Here is a 22,593-nt window from a genome sequence, read left to right as displayed (position 1 = left end):
CTCCGAAATCAACAAGTAATAAAAAGTAGAGTTATCCATTGGGAAAATAAGATTGAAATTGATTAATATTCTCAATTAATTTATGAAAACCCACTAATAAATGGCGGTCGGGAAAAATATCTAGCCACGGGACAATCAACCACAATATAATAGTAGGCTGAATTATTAAACGCAGATTATTTAAAACATTTTTCCATCCCTCTTTGTGATTCCATTGTTGATGAGTTGAGCAATCGGTGGTGTTTTTTTTGCTCTCAGATTCTCGGGGACTGCCTTGACTTAAAGACCGGAAAACTTCGGAGTTGAAACTAATCATTAAATACACACAGAAAATGATTTCCCACCATTTTTCTATATCGGGAAAATCCGTCAACCGATAATCAGTCCAACCCAGTTCTTGTTTACATTGTCGAAATCCATATTCCACCCATGTTCTTAACCCGTATAAATTACCTAATGTCTTTTTCATCTGGCTTCTCTTCTCTGTTAAATTTGTCATGACAAACGAAGTTGATGTTTCTGGCATCGTTTCTGGATCTGTGGTAATTTCCCAATAGGTTCTTGTACTTCTTTTCCCAAATATGATTTCTCTAATATATCTGGTTTCTGATTCTTGATTGCTAAAAATCCTCTCAAATTTACACCATTTGTTGGCTCTAACTTTCTGCTCGCTTGACATCCAGACTCCATGATTACTTCTTATTGCTAGTACCCAAGGAATTTGAAATTGATCTAATGTACTGATAAACGAACTACTTTCACCATAAAGGCTATCTGCTAATACCAATTCAATCTGAAATCCCCAATCAACCAATTCTGTTAGAATTTCTGATGCGATTTCAATCTTAGTTTTGTAGACATCTCCTTCTTTTAATGTTCCTTTGGGTTTAAATACTCTAAACACTAAAGGAAAGGTTATATTTTTATAAACACCGTAAGCATTAACTGATACTATTCCCCGATCTGTTTTGCCCACACTTCCCAAGTATTGTCTAGCTATATAGTCGGTTTTTTTTCCCTTTCTCCTATCTCCTGTCTCATCAATTATTACTATAATCTTCTCTCCTTTCAATGCTTTTAGAGTTCGGGCTAATCTTCTTTCCTTTAATTCCCTTGCTGACCAAGGCGAATTGGCTAAGAAATGATGCAGTGATTGTGGCGACCTAATTCCTACTATTTTAGCAATTTCCGGTAAAGATTTTCTCGGAATTGGTGAGATAATTCCTAGATGTAAGTATTTAAAACATTCGTAACTTCTCACTTCTGGGAATAGGTCTTTATAACCTTGACAATATTCATCAATCACTGAAACTGTTGGTTGTGCATCTCGGGCTAAATGTTTGATCATCTGTAATTCTACATCCATTACCCTATCCCCCTTCTAGCTACCCATCTGGTTTATTTTCTAATTTTACTCCTCGGAGACTGACAGAAGAGGGTTAAGCAGGTTAAATACCATTTCCTGCGATGCGATTATTCTACATACGTCTTTTGGGAATTAATCCATTCCAGAATTTGAAGGCTACAATTTCACTGAAATAAGGCTACAATTTCACTGAAATAGGGAACATTTTAATCGACTTTCAATTATTTTAAATATAAAAAAGGCTACAATTTTACGGAAATAGAGAACATTTTAACGGAGAAGCGGTTGGTATATCTATTAGACTGCATAACTTAGCCCCCCAGCCCCAACCATTTTCCCCTAGAGGAGGAACTAGCCCTGGAAGATTTAGGGAGATCTGAACTGAACTTTTCTATCCTTTTTTGTAGGAATCTCTATCCCCAGAGAGACGAGTAAAAACCTGAAATCCTGAACTTATCCCTATCGACAAACGAGGAAGTTATAGAACAAGCTAGGAAGAAAGGTACTTCTACAAGAATTTTAGATTGGAGGATAACTCATGCTGATTCCCATCCCTTTAACTCCCTCATCAACGGCACAAAACCCTTGGGAACAGGATCTTAAACGCCATCTAAGATCGCATCCTTTACCCACCTCTACGGGTTACACGTCTCCAGGGACAAACTATTACTCATTGCTTAAGAAAAAATATCGAAACTGTACCTTTAGCAGTCAACCTCAACCTGAAGAATTAGAAGTTTATTTAGGTTGGACGACCAGTGATGTGATTTCAGAAATGCGAGATTTAGGGTATAACGTTAGCCTAAATATCCCCCAAAGTATAATCTCTTTTGATCTCGGGTTTGGACGTTTAAACTTCCATTTTGAACCGGAGAAATCTATGATTGATTCCGTCGAGTTTCACCCCGAAATTTAAGAAACCCTGAGTTTTAATGTTGTGAAATGGGGGGCTTGGGGTTTCCCCATCCCGTCAGTTAAAGCATAACTGGTTGTTAATAACCACATCCAAAGTTTAGGATATCGAGGTTCTAACCAAGGTTGAATTTGACGAGTGAAATTGGGAAGCCAACCGAAAAGAAAACTCAGCACAGACAACACCATAAATTGCATAAAATTCTTTGTCCAGCGTACTACTTCCCCAAAGCTTACAAAGTCTAAAATCCACAATAATAATAAAGGATTCATGCGGGCAGCTTTTAAGGCTAACCGGGTAAATATCCACCAAGTTGTCCGATCTTTAATAAAGGTTTCTGCAATGTCTTGAGGTTCAGTGGCTAAAATCCCAAAAAAGGTATTTAAAATTGAGTTAATTTTTTCGGGCGGTAAATATTTTCCTGTGGGAACCATCATTCCTTTAGAAAATAACCACGTTACAGAAATATTGGTTTGATAGGCTCGAATTTTATCTAACCAATCTGCGGTTAATAAATCATGCTTTAAAGCCGTATTTAATAAATCCGTTAATCGAGATAAATTTCGGACTAAAGAGCCAAATCCAGTAAAGACTAACGGAGATTGTAAAGAAGCTGCATCTCCAATTAAAATTAATCGATCAAAACTAACTTTTCGATCGCTACTTCCGGTACTAAAATGCCCCGGAATATAGCCAAACGTCGCTTTTTTCCAGACTAATTGATCCAGATCACATCGACGATATTCGGGTAAAATGGTAAAAAAGTCTTCATACATTTCTAATAGGGAACCGGGGTTTGTTGGATTGACTTGATGATAGTGAAATAGATAAAAGGTTAATTCATTTCCCGCCCCTGGAAACAGTTCCCAAATTAACTGTCTTCCCCGTGAAATATCCCCATGAGTATTTAAAACATCTCCTAATGTGGAATCCCAAACCCCCGGTTCAAACCCGCCATCAATCACCGCCCCAACGGTCGGACAAACACTATCAAACGCTCGTCCTCCGTTCAATTGCCAAGCAATGGGGGAAGCCGTTCCCATCGCATCGACTAATAAACGGGCAGTGGCGTTGCGTTGGGTTTGGGTGGGAAGATGGAGACATTGAATATTAACTAAATTCGGATGAATATCGGCTTTTAAAAATTCTGTCTCATCCCAAATTTCTCCTCCAGCTTGTTTAAGTTTCTCCCCAGATAATTTAAGTAATACATCTGCATTTAAAGCAATATTTAACACCCTAGGCGTATGTAGAATTTGAGCTTTAGCAATGTCAGGATTATAAGCATCAAAAAACTTATGAAATCCGTCTTTATATTCTCTGGCGATAAAACTTTCAATCTCGGTTTGAGTAAATAATCCTAAATCTGTTAAACTTTTTAACTCACTGCGAGAAATATTCCATTCTCGGTTCATCCGACCAAAGGGCAACCGTTCAATTAATAATACTTTATAACCTAATCTTGCCATTACAGCAGCATGAATGACTCCTAATGCGCCCCCAATATAAATTAAGTCATACTCAGGGGAATTGGATTCCTGGGATGTTTCCGTCTTAAAGATAACTTGTTGAGGCGTTTGTGGATTTCTCACCCCTTCTCGCCAACGTTTTTCCCACCAATAAACCCGTTGGAGATCAAATTCTCCATTGGGCATTTTTTTAAAGTATTTGACCGTTAAGGGATAATCCTTTTCTAAGGCTTCAAAAATGGATTGTTCGGATAAATTAATCTCTGGGGGTTCAGGATATTGATAAGGAAATTTTATTCTAAGTTCAGTTTCTAAACGCTTTAAAAACTTCTGTTCCTGCGCTTTGGGAGGTTGACCTACTCGAAAGACTTTTAAATAGGTGGTGCGTTGAACTGACCAAACAAAGGTTGAAAGTTCACTCCATTCTGTTGTATTTTGATCAGGCTGGGAAAATCGCAACCGAAACCCATCGGGAGTAATAATTTTTTCTCCCACTTCTGCTTGAAAGTTTTGTTGCAACCAAGTACAAACCTGTTGAGTATCGGGAGTGGGAACTTCAAGATATAAAATTTCTTTTAGGTTTGCCATTTTTCAAGGAAACAGGGAACAGGGAACAGGGAACAGCAATTGACTGTAAGCAGTGAAAGGGTTTGCTGGATTTAGAATTGTCAAACACCTTAATGGGTAGCACTATAGATCAAGTTGTACCTTGACATCCGCCCCGGCGTGAACGCAAGGGGATTCCATCTATTTTAGCAGATCAAATATTGACAACTGCTTAAATACTGGACGGGTTGACGCTTCAGTGAGATGTGCTTTCTTCACAGAAAGTAGAAGAGTCGAGGGAGATGTTACCATCTTCCCCCTCTCGTCCGAAACCGTGCGTGAAACTTTCATCTCACACGGCTACTCAATGGTGTTTCCTTTTGTCATAGGACTTCCTGACCGTTTTATTCTTGAAATGTTGGGATTATCATTGTTACATTCCCACTCGTATTTATCCCATTCTTGAGATAGTGTTGAGCGAAATATAGAGCATTCTTTCATCCTAATTTCTTTAAGGTCAATTGCGGTCTTTTTATCGTGACAGTGCCGATGTAATAGTTGTAAATTTATGTGTTCATCCTTTCCGCCGAGGGTTTTAGGAATGATGTGGTCAACTTCCATTACATCCCAGTTTTGGAAACTTAATCCGCACTCCTGACATTTACCCTTTTGTCGCTTAAGCAACTTAGCCGTCCGACTCGGCAATTCAGGGTGTGTCCCTAGTCTTGAACTCCAGTAAATTAAATCGCCGTCGAATGGGCTTTTATCGCCTTTAACTTTGACGTACTCAGTGCTACTGCTGCCGAATTCTGAGTGTCTAAGTAACCGAAGGGGGTTCGCTTTCCCTTCATTGGTTGCGAATATCCAATTGTTATTGCCGATGCTTGTCCAATATAACTTGTGACCATCATTGATATTTCCGCATCGGCGTTTTGCCCATCGTCGAAGTTTCAGGTATGTGAGTTTATCTTGTTTTGATAATTCTCCGACTGTTTGTGCGTCTGAGAAGTGGAAGTAAGAAGTCCATCCCCTTATTACAGGGTTGAGGTCTTGAATTAATGCTGCCTGTGGGCTTGACCTGTGTTTTTTGATGATTCTTCTAATTTCTTCTTGGTGTACCTTACTCGCCTTCTTCGTTGGGGTGATGAGTGTTATAAAACCTAATATTCTACCTTCTGCACTTTTTCTGCTTCGATATTTACCAGCAGGGTATTGTTGAATATGATGTCCTAAGAAATCAAATCCAGCTTTACCATCCTCACTTAGCTCTGGTTGGAGTGTATGAGTTAGCCTCGTTTTCTCAGGTTTTAATTCAAGTCCAATGTCAGATAACCATTCCGAGATTATTTCTCGACATCTTTGGATAACGGATTTATCTTTATGAATACAGACGAAATCATCGGCATATCGAATAAAGCTAAGACTTTTAACTTTATCCCGTTTGGAATAATGTCGTCCTCCCCGATATATCATTTTTAGGGTTTTGATATATTCGTTGAGTTTGTTTTCTAATCCGTGAAGGGCAATATTTGCCAACAGAGGGCTAATTACCCCCCCTTGTGGCGTACCCTCAGATGTAGCAGTAAAAGCCCCTTGGTCTATGACTCCAGAGGAGAGCCAGGATTTGATTTGTTGTCTGACTTTTCCTTTGATGTTTATTTTCTGGAGTAGGGCTGAATGGTTGATGCGGTCAAAGCATTTTGATATATCAGCATCAAGCACGAATTTGGCTTGATTTTGGATGCTGTTCTTTATCTGCCATATCGCATCATGACATGACCTTCCGGGTCTAAAACCAAAGCTGTTTGGCTCAAATATTGCCTCCCATTCTGGCTCTAAGGCAGCTTTTACTACTGCTTGCAAGGCTCGGTCGTACATTGTGGGTATTCCTAATGGTCTTTTCTCATCTGTTCCAGGTTTTGGAATCCATACCCTACGAGTTGGTTTAGATTTTCCTGTTATTTTGAGTTGACCTACGAGGCTCATACGTTCTTTGGGGTTCAGAGCTTTCACTCCGTCCACTCCTGCCGTTTTCTTGCCTTGATTTTCTTGTGTGACCCGACGAACCGATAAAACCCTGTTAGACCAAGACCTCATCAACGTTCTTTGGAGTTTGCGGACTCGTTTGACATCGCCACAACGGGAAGCAGCATAGATGTTCTTTTGCAACTTGAAAACGTATCTTTCGACTTTACGCCAATCGATTTCGTCCCATCCCTTAGTATTCGGATTTGAATCTAAATTAGGCTTATTCATTGCTACTTGTTCCTCTAGCTTTAACACATTGCGGTTCACGTCTGCTTATCTAGGAAATTACTCCATCCCTTTTCAGGCATTACCCGTTATTTCGGGTTTAGCATTTGCTTCTTGAACCATCTCAACTCCCTTAGCGTCTGGCTTGACTGCCTACCTAGTTAACCGACCTAACTAGGAGCGTTCAGGAGGTTATTTCGTTCCTACTATCCATTGATTGAGTCTTTAGGGCGTGTCTTTCCACCGGGGGTTTAGGAAGTGCGCTATCTCGGTGTCAGAAACCTGATAGTCCTTATCCTTGTCGGCTATTTCCGACCCAAGAGGTAGGGTATTCCTACGAGCTTATATCCCTTGGTGAGAGATTTCGATGGTTCAACAACACTTTGTCTGTTCTACCCATAGACTCCTGATAACAGTAGGTGCTTTCAGCTATTACCACCTATTCCTGTCTTCACCCCCGCTTTACGGATTTGATAGTCAGTCTCTCCCGTAGGGGCTACCAAGTTGATTTGGTAGGTTGTGTGCTTTCAATCCCGCACTAGGACGATAGGGCTTGGTTTATTTTGGATTGGGTTATGATGTTGGTGTAATCCTTCATCTTTCCCATTTTTCCCCTAGCTATCTAGGCTAATGCTCGGCTAGGTTTCTTCACCTATATGGATATGTAAGTTGTCATCAGTAGAGGATTTTAAAGTGCGAACTCAACATAATTGTTACTCTACTGAAGCCAGTCATCCCTGAGTATTTCTACTTATTTCGACTGAACGAATCGCACCTGACCTTCTCTCCACGTCCGTTTAAAGTCTCCGAAAGTCCTCCGGCGACTAAAATATTGTTTGCGGCGTTAATATCTCGGTCATGAGATTTACCACAATTTAAACAAGTCCACTCTCTAATATTTAATTCTTTTTTACCCCCGCGAAAACCGCAGTCCGAACAAATTTGAGAAGTGGGAATCCATCTATCGATGACTCGAAAATCACGTCCGTACATAACAGATTTGGCTTCTAGCATCGTTCTAAAATACTGCCAACCTAAATCTGAAATAGCACGGGCTAGTTTCCGGTTTTTCATCATTCCTGAAACGTTTAAGTCTTCCAAAACTATCGTTTGATTTTCACGAATAATCTGGGTTGACAACTGATGAAGAAAATCGTTTCTGGTATCAGAAATCTTAGCGTGAAGTCTAGCTAGTTTCTTTCTAGTAATTTCCCTTCTTTTGCTGCCTTTCTGTTTTATTGACAAATTCCGTTGTAATCTCCTTAAACGCTTTAAGTGTTTCTTTAAAGGTTGAGGAGATTTAATCTTTTCACCGTTGCTTAATGTCGCAAAATCAGTAATTCCTAAATCGATTCCTACGGAATTTTGATTTTCAGGTAAGGGTTGAGGATTAAACTCAACAACAAAACTCACAAAATACCTGTCAGAACTATCCTTAATTAAGGTAGCACTGGAAGGCGTTGCGGGTAATTCTCTACTCCAGACTACTTTAATCTCACCAATTTTAGCAATGTAAATGTAATCTGAATTAGGGTAGAGTTTAAAACCGTTATCCATAAATCTAGCTGATTGCTTAGATTTACGCTTTTTAAACTGGGGAGGTTTAACTTTCTTGCCTTTTCTTTGTCCGTTGCAGGATTGGAAAAAGTTGGAGTAAGCTTGTTCTAAATCTCTCAAAGACTGTTGCAAAGGAATAGAAGAAACTTCTGTTAACCATTGCTTTTCAGTGGTCTTTTTGAGTTCTGTTAGCCTTTTAGAAAGTTCCTTGCTATTAGGTTTTTTGTGACCCGCACGGTATTGTTCTTTACAGTAAGCCAAGGCATCGTTAAAAACGACCCGACAACAACCAAACAATTGAGACATTAGCCTCTTTTGTTGGTCTGTTGGGTAGATTCTGTATCGATATCTTAGCTTCATGATCTGCGATTAAAATCTTATTCTTCAGTATACACTACAATTGAATCAAAAGCCGTCCTAGAAGACCTTGCCCTGAGCGTTCGACTGAACTCACGCCGAAGTCCTGTCGAAGGGACGGGGTTTTAAACCCAAAATTTTCGATAAAAGGGGATCAGGGAGATTTGGAGAGGTAAAAATGACTGAAAAAACTGCTATTCAAAGTTTAATCCAGCAACAACGAGACTTTTTTGCGACGGGACAAACCCAGGATATCCAGTTTCGTCTCGAAAAACTTTATCGGTTAAAACAAGCGATCGCAGACCATGAAACGGCTATTATTAACGCAGTCAAAGCGGATTTAGGCCGTCCTGATCTGGAAGCTTATTTTGAACTGGCTCCCGTTGCTGAAATTAATTATGCCATTAAACATCTCAAATCTTGGGTTAAACCACAAAAAGTTACCCCATCTTTAAGTCAATTTCCTGCTTCAACATGGATTTATCCTCAACCGTTAGGAGTTGTATTAATTATAGCTCCTTGGAATTATCCGTTTCAACTGCTTATTTCTCCTTTGGTTGGGGCGATCACTGCTGGCAATTGTGCAATTTTAAAACCATCAGAAATTAGTCAAAATACATCTAAAATTATTAGTGAAATTATTAATAAAAATTTTAATTCTGAATATATTACTGTCGTTGAAGGCGGGGTGGAAACCAGTCAAGAGTTATTAGCTGAAAAGTTTGATCATATTTTCTTTACTGGAGGGGCAAAAGTAGGAAAAATTTTGTTAGAATCAGCCGCTAAATATTTAACACCTGTAACCTTAGAGTTGGGTGGAAAAAGCCCTTGTATTGTGGATGAGGAGATTCAATTAGATTATACAGCAAAACGGATTATTTGGGGAAAATTTGTGAATGCAGGTCAAACTTGTATCGCCCCAGATTATTTGCTGGTAGATTCTCGGATTAAATCAGAATTAATCACAGCAATGCAACAATCTATTCAAAGTTTTTTTGGGGATAATCCCGCCATTAGCCCTGATTATGCTCGAATCATTAACCGTTTCCATTTTAACCGATTACAGGAATTTTTAAAAGTAGGTAAAATCATTACAGGCGGTGAAAGTAACTCCGAAACTCAATATATTTCCCCCACGATTATTGATCAAGTATCTTGGGATGATCCAGTTATGCAAGAGGAAATTTTTGGGCCGATTTTACCCATTTTGGAGTATGATGATTTAGGAGATGCGATCGCTCAAATTAACAGCCGTCCCAAACCCTTAGCTTTATATTTATTTTCTCAAAATAAAGACAAACAAAACCGCATTTTACAAGAAACTTCATCAGGAACTCTGTGTTTAAATGACACGTTATTACAGTTTAGTAGTCGAACTTTGCCTTTTGGGGGAGTAGGACAGAGTGGGATGGGAAGTTCTCACGGAAAAGCTACGTTTGATCGATTTTCCCATTATCGTAGTGTGTTAAAACAAACCTTTTTATTTGATTTACCTTTACGTTATGCACCTTATAAAGGCAAGGAATGGTTAATGAAAAAATTATTATTAATGTAATCGAAACTATGGTCTAGTAGAGACGCGCTATGTAGAGACGCGCCATGGCACGTCTCTACAGGATAGGAATGCGTAGCAAACATTTAAGAATTACTATTGTTAAGGTTTAACCCTGAACACTAGAAAGTTGCTGGGCAAAAATCTTTTCAATGACTTCTTCAACGACTTTATCAGGAGTAGACGCACCAGACGTAATTCCAACTAAAATTTCACCCTCTGGAAGCCAATTTTCTTGAATTTCTAAAAGCTTTCCTAACGGTTTATGTTCAATACGATTATCAGTTAAAATGCGTTCTGAACAATCAATATGATAAGATGGAATTCCTTTTTCGACAGACATTTCTTGTAAATGGGTCGTATTAGAAGAATTAAATCCACCGATAACCACCATTAAATCCAAGGGGTCATCTAATATACCAATCATTGCATCTTGGCGTTCTTGGGTCGCATCACAAATGGTATTAAAACTTTGGAAATGTTGATTTAAGTTATCGGGGCCATATTTTTTCATCATCGTATGTTCTAAAAGTTTTCCGATTTGTTCGGTTTCACTTTTTAACATTGTTGTTTGGTTAGCAATACCAATTTGGACTAAATCTTGGTCGGGATCAAAACCTTCGGAACAAGCACGACTAAATTTTGCTAAAAACTCCTCACGGTTGCCCCCATTCAGAATATAATTCGAGACATATTCTGCTTCTTTATAATTCAAAACAATTAAATATTTATCTGCAAAAGAACTGGTGGCGACGGTTTCTTCATGGCTATATTTTCCATGAATAATTGAGGTGTAATCTCTCTTTTTATGTTTCTCAACGGTATTCCAAACTTTAGAAACCCAAGGGCAAGTTGTATCGACAATTTTACAGCCTTTTTCATTCAAGATTTGCATTTCTTGAACACTTGCCCCAAAAGCGGGTAATATCACCACATCCCCAGAATTGACCACTGAAAAATCCTTATTCCCATTTTCTACCGGAATAAACTCAACTTTCATATCCTGTAAATGTTGATTTACAGAAGGATTATGAATAATTTCATTGGTAATCCAAATATTTTCGGTGGGGAAATGCTGGCGAGTTTCATAGGCCATTGCCACCGCTCGTTCTACACCCCAACAAAACCCAAAAGATTGAGCCATTTTAATGGTAACATTACCGCGTTTAATAATATAGTTATTGTCTCGAATTTCTTGAATTAAAGAGCTTTGATAGGCAGATTGCATGACATTTGCCACTTCTTCTTCATGACCAAAGCCCTTACGATGATAGCTTTCTGACTGTTGCAATGAACGTCTAAATGCTTTTGTATCCATCTTTTTTTAGTTTTTAACTCAGATGCGTTTATATATTGATGATTTTAACAGAAAACACCTCTTAGCTAACTTTCCAAGAGGTTGAATACTGCTGTACAATTGTCTCTAATTCCGTATCCGATAGGGGTTCTATTACCCATTCCACCCCAAAACAACGACTAGCTGCCATCGTCAAAGCTTCGATAACCGTTGGAATTAAGCTGTCTGGTGAAGCGACTGAGGTTAAAGTAGGCGCAGGCATTTCCAAACCAAATACTTGACGAAATAATTCTGTATCGGGGGTTAACCGGATTGACCCATGTTGTAAAATGGTTCCATTCCCCCTCAGTTGGGCGCTCCCAATTAATTTGGTGCCATCGGATAAGACTAAATCGGCGCTGGTGGCAGTGGCGAAACAGTTCGGGTTGTGAATGTATCCTCGTCCCCCGCAACCATAGTGTAGTTCAACACCGAGCGATCGCCATCCTTCGATTAAAAATTGGCATAATATTTCATAAGCTACCTTGCGATTTTCGGGCAATCCAGAGGTAATCACCCCATAGGTTAAATCTCCCTGATGTAAAACAGCCCTGCCTCCCGTTGGACGTCTGACTAAGGGTAACGGTTGATTTTCCCAGGTTAATTGTTGCCAATGTTGCGGCCATTTTTTTTGATGATAGCCTAAAGAAATCGTTGCCGTTTCCCACACATAAAACCGCAAAGTCGAGGGATGTTGACCTTGCTGATGTTGTTGAAATAACCAATGGTCAATTGCCATTTGCAGATGTCCCGATGCCTTCAATACGGGAATTAAACGCCAAACTTTAGACTCCGAATTCCGCTTGTAATTGATCATCGTTATTATCAGCAACCGTCGCTACAATCGTAATAATTCGAGAGATTTCACTCGCAGAAATATCCGCTAATGTCCGACTGGATAAAACCACAACTTGATCATTAACAATGGCAAAATGGGATTCTAAAGTTGATAACCAGTTCATTTCTAATAATCTTCGCATTAACTGGTCTTCGTTTTTCACTGGGAATTTCAGTACAGAGGCCCAAACTCTGAGGGTGTCTTCATCGGTTTCTCCGGTGAGTTGGACAAACACTTCGACACTCCCATATTCAAACTGCCAAACCTTACCCGCTTCGGACGTTGCTACCATCACCTTTTGGTCTTCAGCTAACCCAGCGAGAACCGCTTCAATTTCGTCTGACGGTTTGACGGTCGCCATGGCATCTTCAATCAGTTCGTCGTTCGTTTCAGTGGTTAACGGGGCTTGTTCTGTACTTGTCATAAACTGTTACTCGCGTTTAGTTAAATTGTATCCTAAATCGCCCTCCCCTTGCTAAGGAGAGGGTTAGGTGAAGTCAAAAGGGTTGTGTCAACTCCACCTTTAAACCGATTTATGGGCAATCCAATATTTACTGGCAAAATGGTTTTGAGTGGTAATATTTTGGAATCCTGCCTTTTCCAAACGTTCGACTAAATCATCCCTAATATAATGATTATAATAGGGTTCATGCAAGGTTTTAGGAAAGTTTTCCATTAGGGGTGTCAAATCGGGATAATCCGAAATTTGCATAGAATCACAAATAATAAAAATGCCTCCGGGTTTGATGATTCGGAAACATTCATCGATTACCTTTTGACGAACATTAGCGGGTAATTCATGGAATAAAAAAACGGAGGTAACACCATGAAAGAAATCATCACAAAAGGGTAACTCTTCAGCATTGGCTTGAATGAGTTGGGGTAACTCTTGGGGAATTTCCGATAAAAGTTGATTGGCTTTTCGTAAATAAGCCGGAGATAAATCCACACCAAATAAGGAAGCTTTGGGTAACATCGCCCGAATATTTTTCAGGGTTCGACCTGTTCCACAGGCAACATCTAACACTCGAATTTGTTTTTCAGGAATATCATTAAATGCGTTTAATCCTGTTTTTAAAGGGGCAAGAACCCGGCGACGCATGGCATCTGCACCCCCATAAAATAAAATTTCTACCTGCAAATCGTATAAATTTGCGGACATCTCACTCAAATATCCATCGGTTTGATGATGGAAGTTCTGCACATAATAACTCGGATATCCTTCTATATCAATATTAGCAGAAAAATCTTGATGTTGTTTTTGATTTGCCCGTTTTCTGCGTTCAGGTAGCTCTAATAAAATGCTCGGATAGTAATGAAAGAAATCCTCCCAGGGATTATCAAATAAAATAGAAACGGGATACACCCCTTTTTCAGCATCTTTCCAGTCTGTTTCGATAATTTCATTCAACAACTGTCGGATTTTTAACAGAATTTCAGGACTCAGGGGTTCGGTTTTCCGCTCAGGAGAAATGGGATTAATCCAGTTCAGCAGTTGATGGGTTAGGGTACTATGAGCTACGCTAAAATAGCTTTTTCCCTGCTGAAATGCTTGGTAGGTTAATTTGGTGAGTGGGTCAGTCATGGTTCAAGATGAGATAGATGTAACGGGTTTTTCTGTCTTATTAAGTATTGTAATATTTTGCTTAAAAATTGCAACTTTGGGTTGAGATTGGTTCTGGGATTAGATGAGATTAAAGGCGATCGCTTATTAAATATTAGAGTAATCATTCCGAATTTGCTGTAACGTTTGATAGAATTTTTGAGCATGAATCCATCCCACATAACCCGCAAAACAACAATTTCCTGAAGAATCAAGGACAAAAACATGATCAACCCCTGCCAAGTTTTTCCAAATATTAATTTTAAATTTCTTCTTTAGAAGAATATAAGGAGTAGAATATTGAACATCTTTAGAATTAGCTGAGGTCATCCCTGGAATATTTTCTAAACGACTAATAATTTTTAAAAGTTCTTTGTCAGGCTGATCAGGATTATTTTTGCTATGATCAATATCAATATTGAGTTCAATTTGAGCAACGGTATATTCACGGGAACCGAGAATCACACCGCCACTTTGATTATAAGTTCCTCGTAATTTTCCATCAATATAAAGTTCAAAACGTCCACACCAATCTTGATTAAATAACCCTCTGCGGATTCGTTCTATAAGCGGATAGGTCTTAATCATTAAGTTTAATAAATTAACTCCTTCTTGTAACGCAGAAGAAATATTAATTTTTGTCCCCGTTACCCAAGAAAAATAATGTTCATTAACAGTAATATAAGCTTGATCTCGACCTTCAATTAAGCGAACTTCGATTAAACTGGTATTCAGGGCCGAAAGTTTAATCATTGATTCCATAATTCACCTCAATTGTAGGGTGTATAAGTGCAGTGTAGGCTATTCATAAGGCATTATACAATTAATAAATCCCATCTTTAATCTTAAAAACCCGCAGGCGCGGGTTTGGTGTGTGTTACCACAGATTTTAATCGGTTTAAAAAGTCGAAACCGATCAAAAATTTTATCGCAATAACGCTTCTGCAAGTTGCTCTAAACGAATAGCACTGCTCACTTCATAAAACGATGTCGTGGGTGCTTTGACAAATAAAGTTGCCATTTCATTCATAATAGATTGATAGGCTTCTGTTTGATTATCAGAGACATCCATATCGCCAATATCTTCCCAAAAAATAATGGCAATTCCTTTATCGGTTCCCGGCTCTTGAAGTAAGTAAGCCCCTTGAAAGCCTTGTTTATAAGTGGCTACGGCTTTTTCAAATAATGTTTGAGCTTCTTTAAATTTACCCGGTTTGAATTCACCGATAGCAACGTAGGCAACTTTTCGTCTTAGAAAATCCTGAAATTCAGACATAAGTTAAGGGATGTAATAAACGATAATTTTTCCAGAGATTCTATATCTGGTGTTTCGGCCTGTTGATGAAGGGACTCAGGTTTCACTCTTGACCATCACCGTAAACCGGAGAAAATAGGCTAAGGGGAACTAAAAAATTTTGACGACTGTTCCCGACCTCACAGGCTGAGTCAAATAGCAAATTGTTCAGGCTGTATTCTTCGGGGAAAGAGGATAGCAAATGGTATTTTTTTGGTAAAATAGTCACTTGAAATCCAGTCTTATACAAAAAAATCAATAGAAAGCCCCTCTATTTCCCAAAAGTGAACCAAAAATGAGGTACTCTCCGACAGGAAGAATTGATCACCCTTGCACGCTCTTGGGATGCAGATTCAACCTTTAACAATTTTACCAGTTTAATCCCAAAAAATTATAGAAAATAAGTGAACTACCCAAACTTCTCTACGAGTAAGTGTGGGCTTCTAGCATCAACGGGGATAGCATCAGAAGAAACAGAAGTTTTTTCTGATGGCTGACATCCCCTCAGACTAGCAGTATCGCTGGTTCCCAACGATAAAATCCGCTTGGCTTCAGTTTTGATATTGATTGCAGCGTTGATATCACGGTCATGAGTTGTTTGACAATGTTCGCAAGTCCAGCTTCTAATATCCAGTGGTAAACTACCCACTTGATTTAGACAGACGCTACAAGTCTTAGAAGACGGGAAAAACCGATCAATTTCGATATAGGTTTTCCCTTCTTTTTCAGCTTTATATTTGAGCATTGTGCCAAACATTCCCCAACCACAATCACTAATTACTTTAGCTAACTTATGGTTTTTAACCATATTTTTAACTCCCAGATCTTCCACAGCAAGTACAGACGTGCCATGGCACGTCTCTACGTTTTCGTTGACTATCTTGCGGGATAGCTTGTGTAGAAAATCTTCTCGGCAACGAGCGATTTTAGCGTGGACTTTAGCGACTTTTAATCGTGCCTTTTGTCTACTGTTACTGGCTTTTTGTTTACGAGATAATTTTTGTTGTTTTCGTTTTAAATTCTGTTGATGTTTGACAAAATGCTTGGGATTACTATATTTATCTCCATCACTGGTAATCGCAAAGTGGGTCAATCCTAAATCAATCCCAATTGCTTTCCCGTTAGTTGACAAGTTAGGTGTTTCCTTGCCATCATCGACCAAGATGGATGCGTAGTATTTCCCATCACGATTCTTTGAGATGGTAACAGTTTTGATTGTTGCCTCAATTTCTCGATGACGACGACAATAAATCAACCCAATCTTACCCGGTAATTTTAGGTAATCCCCTTCAAATTTAACGTTTTGAGGATAACTGATTGATTGTCTACCATGTTTGGATTTGAATTGAGGTAATCTAGCCCGTTTTTCAAAGAAATTTTTGTAAGCAACAGACAAGTTAAGAGCGACAACTTGTAAACATTGGGAGTAAGCCTCTTTCAACCAAGGATATTCCTTCTTCAGTTGAGGTAACAATCCTTGAATTGCTTTTCTTGATAACCCTTTTCCTGTTGTTTTGTAGGTTCCTTGACACAAATTCAGAGCATAATTCCAATACCATCTTGCACAACCAAAGCTTTTGGCTAAGGCAATCTGCTGTTCAAGTGTTGGATAGATTCGGAACTTATACCCTTGAAACATTATCGCTTTCAAAACTCTTAGATATAATCTAACATATTATTGTTAATTTTGTCGGGATTTACCGCTCAAAATTAACTTGGGGGAGTCCATGTAACCCACACTGATTTCTGGTTATTTTTTTTGTGAGCGTGAAATTCAGTGTGGGACTTATCGCTCCCCCAAACCCCCTCGTCAGTTAAATTTTACTTGGTGGTGTGAAACGTGAATACAGTCCCTCCCCTTGATTTAAGCCAACAGTACAAATTAATTCAGGATGAAGTCAGCCAAGCGGTGCAAGCGGTCTTGGCTTCGGGTCGTTATATTGGAGGTGCAATCGTCGAAGCCTTTGAGCAGGAGTTTGGGCAATATATTGGAGTCCGAGAAACCATTGCTTGCAACTCAGGAACCGATGCTTTATTTTTGGCTTTACGCGCTTTCAATATTGGGCCAGGGGATGAAGTCATTACCACGCCGTTTACCTTTATCGCCACAGCAGAAATGATTAGTGCGGTGGGGGCAACTCCTGTATTTGTTGATATTGATCCCCAAACCTTTAATCTTGATCTCGAACAAATCCCCAACGCCATTACCGAAAGAACCAAGGCTATTATTCCGGTGCATTTATTTGGTCAACCTGTCAATATGACTCGGTTAATGGCCATCGCCCAATCCTATCATTTAGCGGTGATTGAAGACTGTGCTCAAGCAACGGGAGCCACTTGGCAAGGGCAAAAGGTCGGCAGTATTGGGCATATTGGTTGTTTTAGTTTCTTCCCGACTAAAAATTTAGGAGCTTGCGGAGATGGGGGGGCTGTAACGACCCAAGATCCAACTTTGGCTCAGTCCATGAGAATTATTAAAGAACACGGTCAAGCCAGCCGCTATCGTTCAGACACCATCGGGATTAATAGCCGTTTGGATGCCTTGCAAGCTGCTATTTTACGCATCAAACTGCCGTATCTCGACACTTGGAACCAACAACGGCAAGCCGTCGCCCAACGATATCACCAATTTCTCTATCCTCTTGCTGAAATCATCACTCCCCAGGAAATTGCTGGGAGCCAGAGTGTGTGGAACCAATACACCATACGGGTTCTATCAACCTCTGAGCAATTAAATTCTGATCTCAAACCCCGAGATTACCTGCGAAATTATCTCCAGGAAAAGGGAATTGGTTCTATGATTTACTATCCTATTCCCCTCCATCAGCAACCCGTTTATCAAAATTTAGGATATCAACCCCATCAACTGCCCAATGTTGAAGCCGTTTGTCAGGAAGTTTTATCTTTACCGTTGTTCCCGGAATTATCCCCAGACCAACAACAGCAAGTGATTAATGCCCTTCAAGAAGGATTAGTTCAAACGACCCAACAGTAGAAATGTGCTATGCCGCGTCCCTACCGTTGCAATTTTTGTATACTGTAATGTAATGAAACGATAAAAAATTTCACAAATCTTGGTTGATTCGGTATCGGTTGTCCGTTGTCCATTAATCGCCAACCCTCAACCGTCAACTTTTTATCCAAAACCTAACAATTTAACGGTAACAGAGGACTATTACAAGCGTGAATCCACAGGCAGGAACATCAAGACGACGTTATGACCCAGAGGAGATTGCCCGCTATTATCGTCGTCGTCCTTGGTTAGCAATCGGGCGAACAATCCTAATAATTTGGCACTTTGCCGGGTTTCTTCTGGGTTTATTGTGGGATCAATGGCAACATCGAGATGTTGAACATACCCCCGAACGAGCCACCCACCTTCGCCACGTTCTCACCGATTTAGGCCCAACCTATATTAAGGTCGGTCAAGCTCTTTCCACTCGTCCTGATTTAATTCGCAAGGATTTTTTAGAGGAATTAACTAAACTGCAAGATCAATTGCCTCCCTTTAATCATGATCAGGCAATGGCGATTATTGAAGCAGAATTAGACCAAGATTTAGATCTAATTTACAGCGAAATTTCTCCTGAGCCGATTGCTGCGGCAAGTTTAGGTCAAGTTTATCGCGCGCGACTGCGAACCGGAGAAGAAGTTGCCGTTAAGGTACAGCGCCCGAATTTGTTACCCGTTTTGACCTTAGATTTATATTTAATGCGCTGGGCTGCGGGATGGCTTTCTCCTTGGTTGCCGTTAAATTTAGGTCATGATTTAACGTTAATTGTCGATGAATTTGGTATCAAATTATTTGAGGAAATTGACTATATCAATGAAGGGCGCAATGCGGAACGCTTTGCTACCTATTTTGCCGATGATTCTCATGTTAAAGTTCCCTCAATTTATTGGCGTTACACCACAACTTGTGTTTTAACTTTGGAGTGGATTAATGGTTTTAAATTGACGGATACTGAACGAATTAAAGCCGCCGGATTAGATCAAGATGCTTTAATTCAAATTGGAGTTACCAGTGGTTTAAGACAATTGTTAGAATTTGGCTTTTTCCACGCCGATCCTCACCCCGGTAATTTATTTGCTTTGCCCGATGGTCGCATGGCATTTATTGATTTTGGGATGATGGATCAGTTAGAACAAATCACGAAAGAAACCCTTGTGGATTCAGTGGTGCATTTGATTAATAAAGATTATGATCAACTGGCGATTGATTTCGTTAAATTAGGGTTTTTATCTCCCGAAACTGATATTAGACCGATTATTCCGGCGTTAGAATCGGTGTTAGGGGATGTAATGGGAACGAGCGTTAAAGATTTTAATTTTAAAACCATTACTGATAGTTTTTCGGAATTGATGTATGAATATCCCTTCCGAGTTCCGGCTCAATTTGCCTTAATTATTCGCTCTCTGGTGACACAGGAAGGCATTGCTTTGAGCTTAAATCCTGATTTTAAAATTGTGGATGTTGCTTATCCTTATGTTGCCCGTCGCTTATTAAATGGGGAAACTCCAGCTTTACGCCGTCGTTTAATTGAAGTTTTATTTAAGGATGGGAAATTCCAATGGCAACGGTTAGAAAATATGATTGCGATCGCCCGTTCAGATCGAAATTTTGATCTATTACCAACGGCACAATTAGGATTAAAATATTTACTGTCTGATGAGGGAGACTTCTTACGACGACAAATTATTTTGGCGTTAACAGAAGATGATCGCCTCCATACAACAGAAGTTCAACGGTTATGGAGTTTAATTCAACCTGATTTACAACCCAGTCGTTTGTTCGATGCGGCTTGGGGTGCAATCTCCCAATTTTCAACTGATCAAGTTGCTGCCCTTAAACTTTCTTAAACTTTAATGGTTGTCGGTTAATAGTCAACAACCAACACATCTCAGAGATTCATACAGATTTCGCTGTTCCCTGTTCCCTGTTCCCTGTTCCCTGTTCCCTGTTCCCTGACTCAGACATAATTTATGTATAATTCTGCTGATCCACCTTTGATTTTACTGGTTGCAGGTTTATTCATTGGAATAACCTCCTGTACCGCATTTGTTGTGACGCTCAAACAACTGTTAAAAGAATGGTCTAAAAATCGTTCAACTCGTAATTTAGCGAACCTGCGAGGCGCTCAAGTCTTTTTTCCATTTTCGGGAGTGGCAGTGGGAATTTGTATTTTTCTAGCTTCCTGTTTGCAAGTTTTTGCCTTTTCAGAAATCATTGCTTATGGGTTTTCTATTCCTTTAACAGTATTAATGGCGGGATTAGTTTGGTATCAGCTAACTCGGTTATTTAATCAACTTGAAGAAAAAGGTTTAAGAGGGATTGATTTAGACGATTTAAGTTTAGGTAAAATCATCCCTCAACAAAATCCACGGGATAATTAATCGCGGATAAATTCTAACCCGCTAAACGATTAATATCTTGATTAGAACCGACAACAACAATCAACGTTCCTTTGTAAAGTCGTCGATTAGAAAGGGGATTAATATCCATTTTATCCCCTTCGTTTTTGATTGCTAAAAGATTCAATCCATAGCGACGACGGAGTTCTAATTCAGCAATGGTTTTCCCATCAAATTCATCAGGAACAATTATTTCTACAATACTATGTTCCGCATCCAGTTCAAATTGTTCAATTAAACGAGGACGGGTTAATTGTCGAGCTAATTGTTGTCCCATTTCCTGTTCGGGAAAGACCACCAAATCCGCCCCAACTTTATTTAATAATTTAACATGGGTTTCTGATGAAGCTTTGGCAATCACATTAGGAACGCCCCCTTCTTTTAAGTTTAAAGTGGTGGTAATACTTTCAGCCAAAAAACTACCCACCGCCACAATTACCGTATCAAATTCTAAAATTCCCGCTTCTCGAAGTGCAGAGGTTTCTGTTGAATCTAAGAGTAACGCATGGGAGGCTATTTGATCCCCTAATGCCGAAGTTACTCGTTTTTCTTCTTTATCAACCGCCAGAACTTCATAACCGCTTTTGTGCAATGTTGAACAAACGGCACTCCCAAAACGACCTAATCCAATTACAGCAAATTGTTTTTTTTCGGTTCTGAGATTGCGTAAAAAATTCCAAGAAGAGAGATTCATATTGTGGGTTTTCCAGAAAGAGGAAATTAAAGTTTTATCCGACTAAAAGATTTTCTTCAGGATAGTCAATGGAGGTTGGTTTAGGATCTCCTAAAATTGCTGACATTAACAACAATACCCCAACCCGACCCATATACATTGTACTAATAATAATCAGTTTACTCAAGGGGGTTAAACTCGCGGTAATTCCCGTTGATAATCCCACGGTTGCAAAGGCAGAAACGACTTCAAACAAAATGGGATCGAAATCAATTTCAGGTTGACTTAAAGAGATGAGAATTGTCGAAATACAAATGACGACAAATGAACCCAATAAAACACCAATAGCTTTTAAAATTAAAGGTAATGGAATTTGGCGTTTATAACAAATCACTTCTTCTCGTCCTTGTAAAGCCGAGCGAGTCGCATTGAATAAAATCCGAATCGTTGTGGTTTTAATCCCTCCTCCCGTTCCCCCTGGACTAGCCCCCAAAAACATCAAAATAATCGATACAAATAACCCGCCAACGGTTAATGCTCCATTATTAATGGTATTAAATCCGGCGGTTCGAGTCGTGACCGATTGAAACCAAGCAGCCATGATTTGATCAGGAAAATTAAGGGGTTCTAAGGTTCCTGGATTACGATATTCTGTGAAGAATACTAAAACTGTCCCTAAAATTAATAGAAAAACTGTTGTGGAAGTAACAACTCGAAAGTGAACGGAAAAATCCCGACGCAGGGGATTTTTAGAAAAACGATTCCGAATCCATAAATAAAGTTCTTGAATCACTTGATAACCCATGCCTCCCCAAATAATCAGAAACGTAATCACAAAATTCAATAAAGGGGAGTGAACATAGCTCATGAAATTATCAGATAACAAGCCAAAACCCGCATTATTAAAGGCATTAAAACTATGGAATAGGGCAAACCATAATCCTTGATTCCATCCCAAATCAGGAACAAATACGAATAACAACAGAAAAAACCCTGTTAATTCAAAAATAGCGGTGGTTGCTACAATCGATTTTAATAAAGGAACAGCCCCCGCTATTCCCGAAGCGTCTAAAGATTGTTGTAAAGCTAATTTATCTTTGAGGCGAAACTTCCGACCTAATACCAATAATAAAAAGGTGGTGACAGTCATGTATCCTAATCCCCCCACCTGAACCAGCAACATTAAAATAAACTGACCCCAAAAGGAGTAAAATTTCCCGACGTCCACAACGGATAATCCCGTTACGCAAACGGCAGAAGTGGCCGTAAATAAAGCCGTTAGAGGATCACCCCAAGTTCCCGTACTCAAGGAAAAGGGCAACATCAGCAACATTGTTCCAACGGTAATCACCGCCAGGAAACCTAAACCAATTGTTCGAGGTACGGTCATGGGAGTTTAGGATAAATCTTTAAGTTCAGTGACA

Annotated in this window: 18 protein-coding genes; 5 read left to right on the top strand and 13 right to left on the bottom strand. The window is 39.4% G+C overall.

Features of this window, described 5'->3' with window-relative positions; all coding sequences use genetic code 11:
* Window positions 1-31: 31 nt before the first annotated feature.
* Window positions 32-1,366, bottom strand: coding sequence for an IS701 family transposase (locus tag NMK36_RS17775; RefSeq protein WP_072718077.1), 1,335 nt, complete (start codon window positions 1,364-1,366; stop codon window positions 32-34).
* A gap of 538 nt (window positions 1,367-1,904) precedes the next feature.
* Between NMK36_RS17775 and NMK36_RS17770 the strand changes: the two genes are divergently transcribed.
* Window positions 1,905-2,282 (top strand): hypothetical protein, encoded by a 378-nt coding sequence (locus tag NMK36_RS17770; RefSeq protein ID WP_072719603.1) that lies wholly within the window; start codon window positions 1,905-1,907, stop codon window positions 2,280-2,282.
* On the opposite strand, the gene NMK36_RS17765 is transcribed toward NMK36_RS17770, so the two are convergent.
* The 3 genes from NMK36_RS17765 to NMK36_RS17755 form a co-directional block, all read right to left on the bottom strand.
* On the bottom strand, window positions 2,279-4,336 hold the full coding sequence (locus NMK36_RS17765; protein ID WP_072719602.1) for a flavin-dependent dehydrogenase: 2,058 nt from the start codon (window positions 4,334-4,336) through the stop codon (window positions 2,279-2,281). The two genes, NMK36_RS17770 and NMK36_RS17765, sit on opposite strands and share 4 nt — an antisense overlap.
* Before the next feature lie 318 nt (window positions 4,337-4,654).
* Window positions 4,655-6,550: a group II intron reverse transcriptase/maturase gene (ltrA, locus tag NMK36_RS17760; RefSeq protein WP_072717411.1), complete on the bottom strand. Its 1,896-nt coding sequence runs from the start codon at window positions 6,548-6,550 to the stop codon at window positions 4,655-4,657.
* Between the two features lie 744 nt (window positions 6,551-7,294).
* On the bottom strand, window positions 7,295-8,410 hold the full coding sequence (locus tag NMK36_RS17755; protein ID WP_254174307.1) for an RNA-guided endonuclease InsQ/TnpB family protein: 1,116 nt from the start codon (window positions 8,408-8,410) through the stop codon (window positions 7,295-7,297).
* A 187-nt stretch (window positions 8,411-8,597) separates the two neighbouring features.
* Here NMK36_RS17755 and NMK36_RS17750 point away from each other — a divergent pair, with 187 nt between their 5' ends.
* Window positions 8,598-10,016 carry an aldehyde dehydrogenase gene (locus tag NMK36_RS17750; RefSeq protein ID WP_302184691.1) on the top strand — a complete coding sequence of 473 codons (1,419 nt, stop codon included), beginning with the start codon at window positions 8,598-8,600 and terminating at the stop codon, window positions 10,014-10,016.
* 106 nt (window positions 10,017-10,122) lie between these two features.
* Here the strand turns inward: NMK36_RS17750 and NMK36_RS17745 are convergent, their stop codons facing one another.
* From NMK36_RS17745 to NMK36_RS17715, 7 genes are all read right to left on the bottom strand, one after another.
* On the bottom strand, window positions 10,123-11,331 hold the full coding sequence (locus tag NMK36_RS17745) for a 4-hydroxy-3-methylbut-2-enyl diphosphate reductase (RefSeq protein WP_072719599.1): 1,209 nt from the start codon (window positions 11,329-11,331) through the stop codon (window positions 10,123-10,125).
* A 61-nt stretch (window positions 11,332-11,392) separates the two neighbouring features.
* Window positions 11,393-12,166 (bottom strand): lipoate--protein ligase family protein, encoded by a 774-nt coding sequence (locus tag NMK36_RS17740; RefSeq protein ID WP_254174305.1) that lies wholly within the window; start codon window positions 12,164-12,166, stop codon window positions 11,393-11,395.
* Window positions 12,135-12,611, bottom strand: coding sequence for a YbjN domain-containing protein (locus NMK36_RS17735; protein ID WP_072719597.1), 477 nt, complete (start codon window positions 12,609-12,611; stop codon window positions 12,135-12,137). The genes NMK36_RS17740 and NMK36_RS17735 overlap by 32 nt, the downstream gene beginning before the upstream one ends.
* 99 nt (window positions 12,612-12,710) lie before the next feature.
* On the bottom strand, window positions 12,711-13,772 hold the full coding sequence (locus NMK36_RS17730) for a class I SAM-dependent methyltransferase (RefSeq protein WP_072719596.1): 1,062 nt from the start codon (window positions 13,770-13,772) through the stop codon (window positions 12,711-12,713).
* Window positions 13,773-13,898: 126 nt separating this feature from the next.
* Window positions 13,899-14,552 carry a hypothetical protein gene (locus NMK36_RS17725; protein ID WP_254174304.1) on the bottom strand — a complete coding sequence of 218 codons (654 nt, stop codon included), beginning with the start codon at window positions 14,550-14,552 and terminating at the stop codon, window positions 13,899-13,901.
* Window positions 14,553-14,715: 163 nt separating this feature from the next.
* Complete coding sequence (locus NMK36_RS17720) at window positions 14,716-15,066, bottom strand: antibiotic biosynthesis monooxygenase (protein WP_072719594.1); 351 nt, start codon at window positions 15,064-15,066, stop codon at window positions 14,716-14,718.
* Window positions 15,067-15,493: 427 nt separating this feature from the next.
* The gene (locus NMK36_RS17715; RefSeq protein ID WP_072719593.1) at window positions 15,494-16,723 is read right to left on the bottom strand and encodes an RNA-guided endonuclease InsQ/TnpB family protein; all 1,230 of its coding nucleotides are present in this window, start codon (window positions 16,721-16,723) and stop codon (window positions 15,494-15,496) included.
* Between the two features lie 201 nt (window positions 16,724-16,924).
* On the opposite strand from NMK36_RS17715, the gene NMK36_RS17710 reads away from it, so the two are divergent.
* From NMK36_RS17710 to NMK36_RS17700, 3 genes are all read left to right on the top strand, one after another.
* The gene (locus NMK36_RS17710) at window positions 16,925-18,079 is read left to right on the top strand and encodes a DegT/DnrJ/EryC1/StrS family aminotransferase (protein WP_254174303.1); all 1,155 of its coding nucleotides are present in this window, start codon (window positions 16,925-16,927) and stop codon (window positions 18,077-18,079) included.
* Between the two features lie 188 nt (window positions 18,080-18,267).
* On the top strand, window positions 18,268-19,944 hold the full coding sequence (locus tag NMK36_RS17705; RefSeq protein ID WP_254174302.1) for an ABC1 kinase family protein: 1,677 nt from the start codon (window positions 18,268-18,270) through the stop codon (window positions 19,942-19,944).
* Window positions 19,945-20,067: 123 nt separating this feature from the next.
* Entirely contained in the window at window positions 20,068-20,478 is a 411-nt protein-coding gene (locus NMK36_RS17700) for a hypothetical protein (RefSeq protein WP_072719590.1), read from the top strand.
* A gap of 13 nt (window positions 20,479-20,491) precedes the next feature.
* Here NMK36_RS17700 and NMK36_RS17695 read toward each other — a convergent pair whose 3' ends face one another.
* Complete coding sequence (locus NMK36_RS17695) at window positions 20,492-21,190, bottom strand: potassium channel family protein (protein ID WP_072719589.1); 699 nt, start codon at window positions 21,188-21,190, stop codon at window positions 20,492-20,494.
* 34 nt (window positions 21,191-21,224) lie between these two features.
* Window positions 21,225-22,559, bottom strand: a complete 1,335-nt coding sequence (locus NMK36_RS17690; protein WP_254174301.1) for a TrkH family potassium uptake protein — start codon at window positions 22,557-22,559, stop codon at window positions 21,225-21,227.
* Window positions 22,560-22,593: the final 34 nt, after the last annotated feature.

The sequence above is a fragment of the Planktothrix pseudagardhii genome (genome assembly GCF_904830925.1).
GTDB lineage: Bacteria > Cyanobacteriota > Cyanobacteriia > Cyanobacteriales > Microcoleaceae > Planktothrix > Planktothrix tepida.
This window is presented reverse-complemented; position numbering and strand designations above follow the sequence as displayed.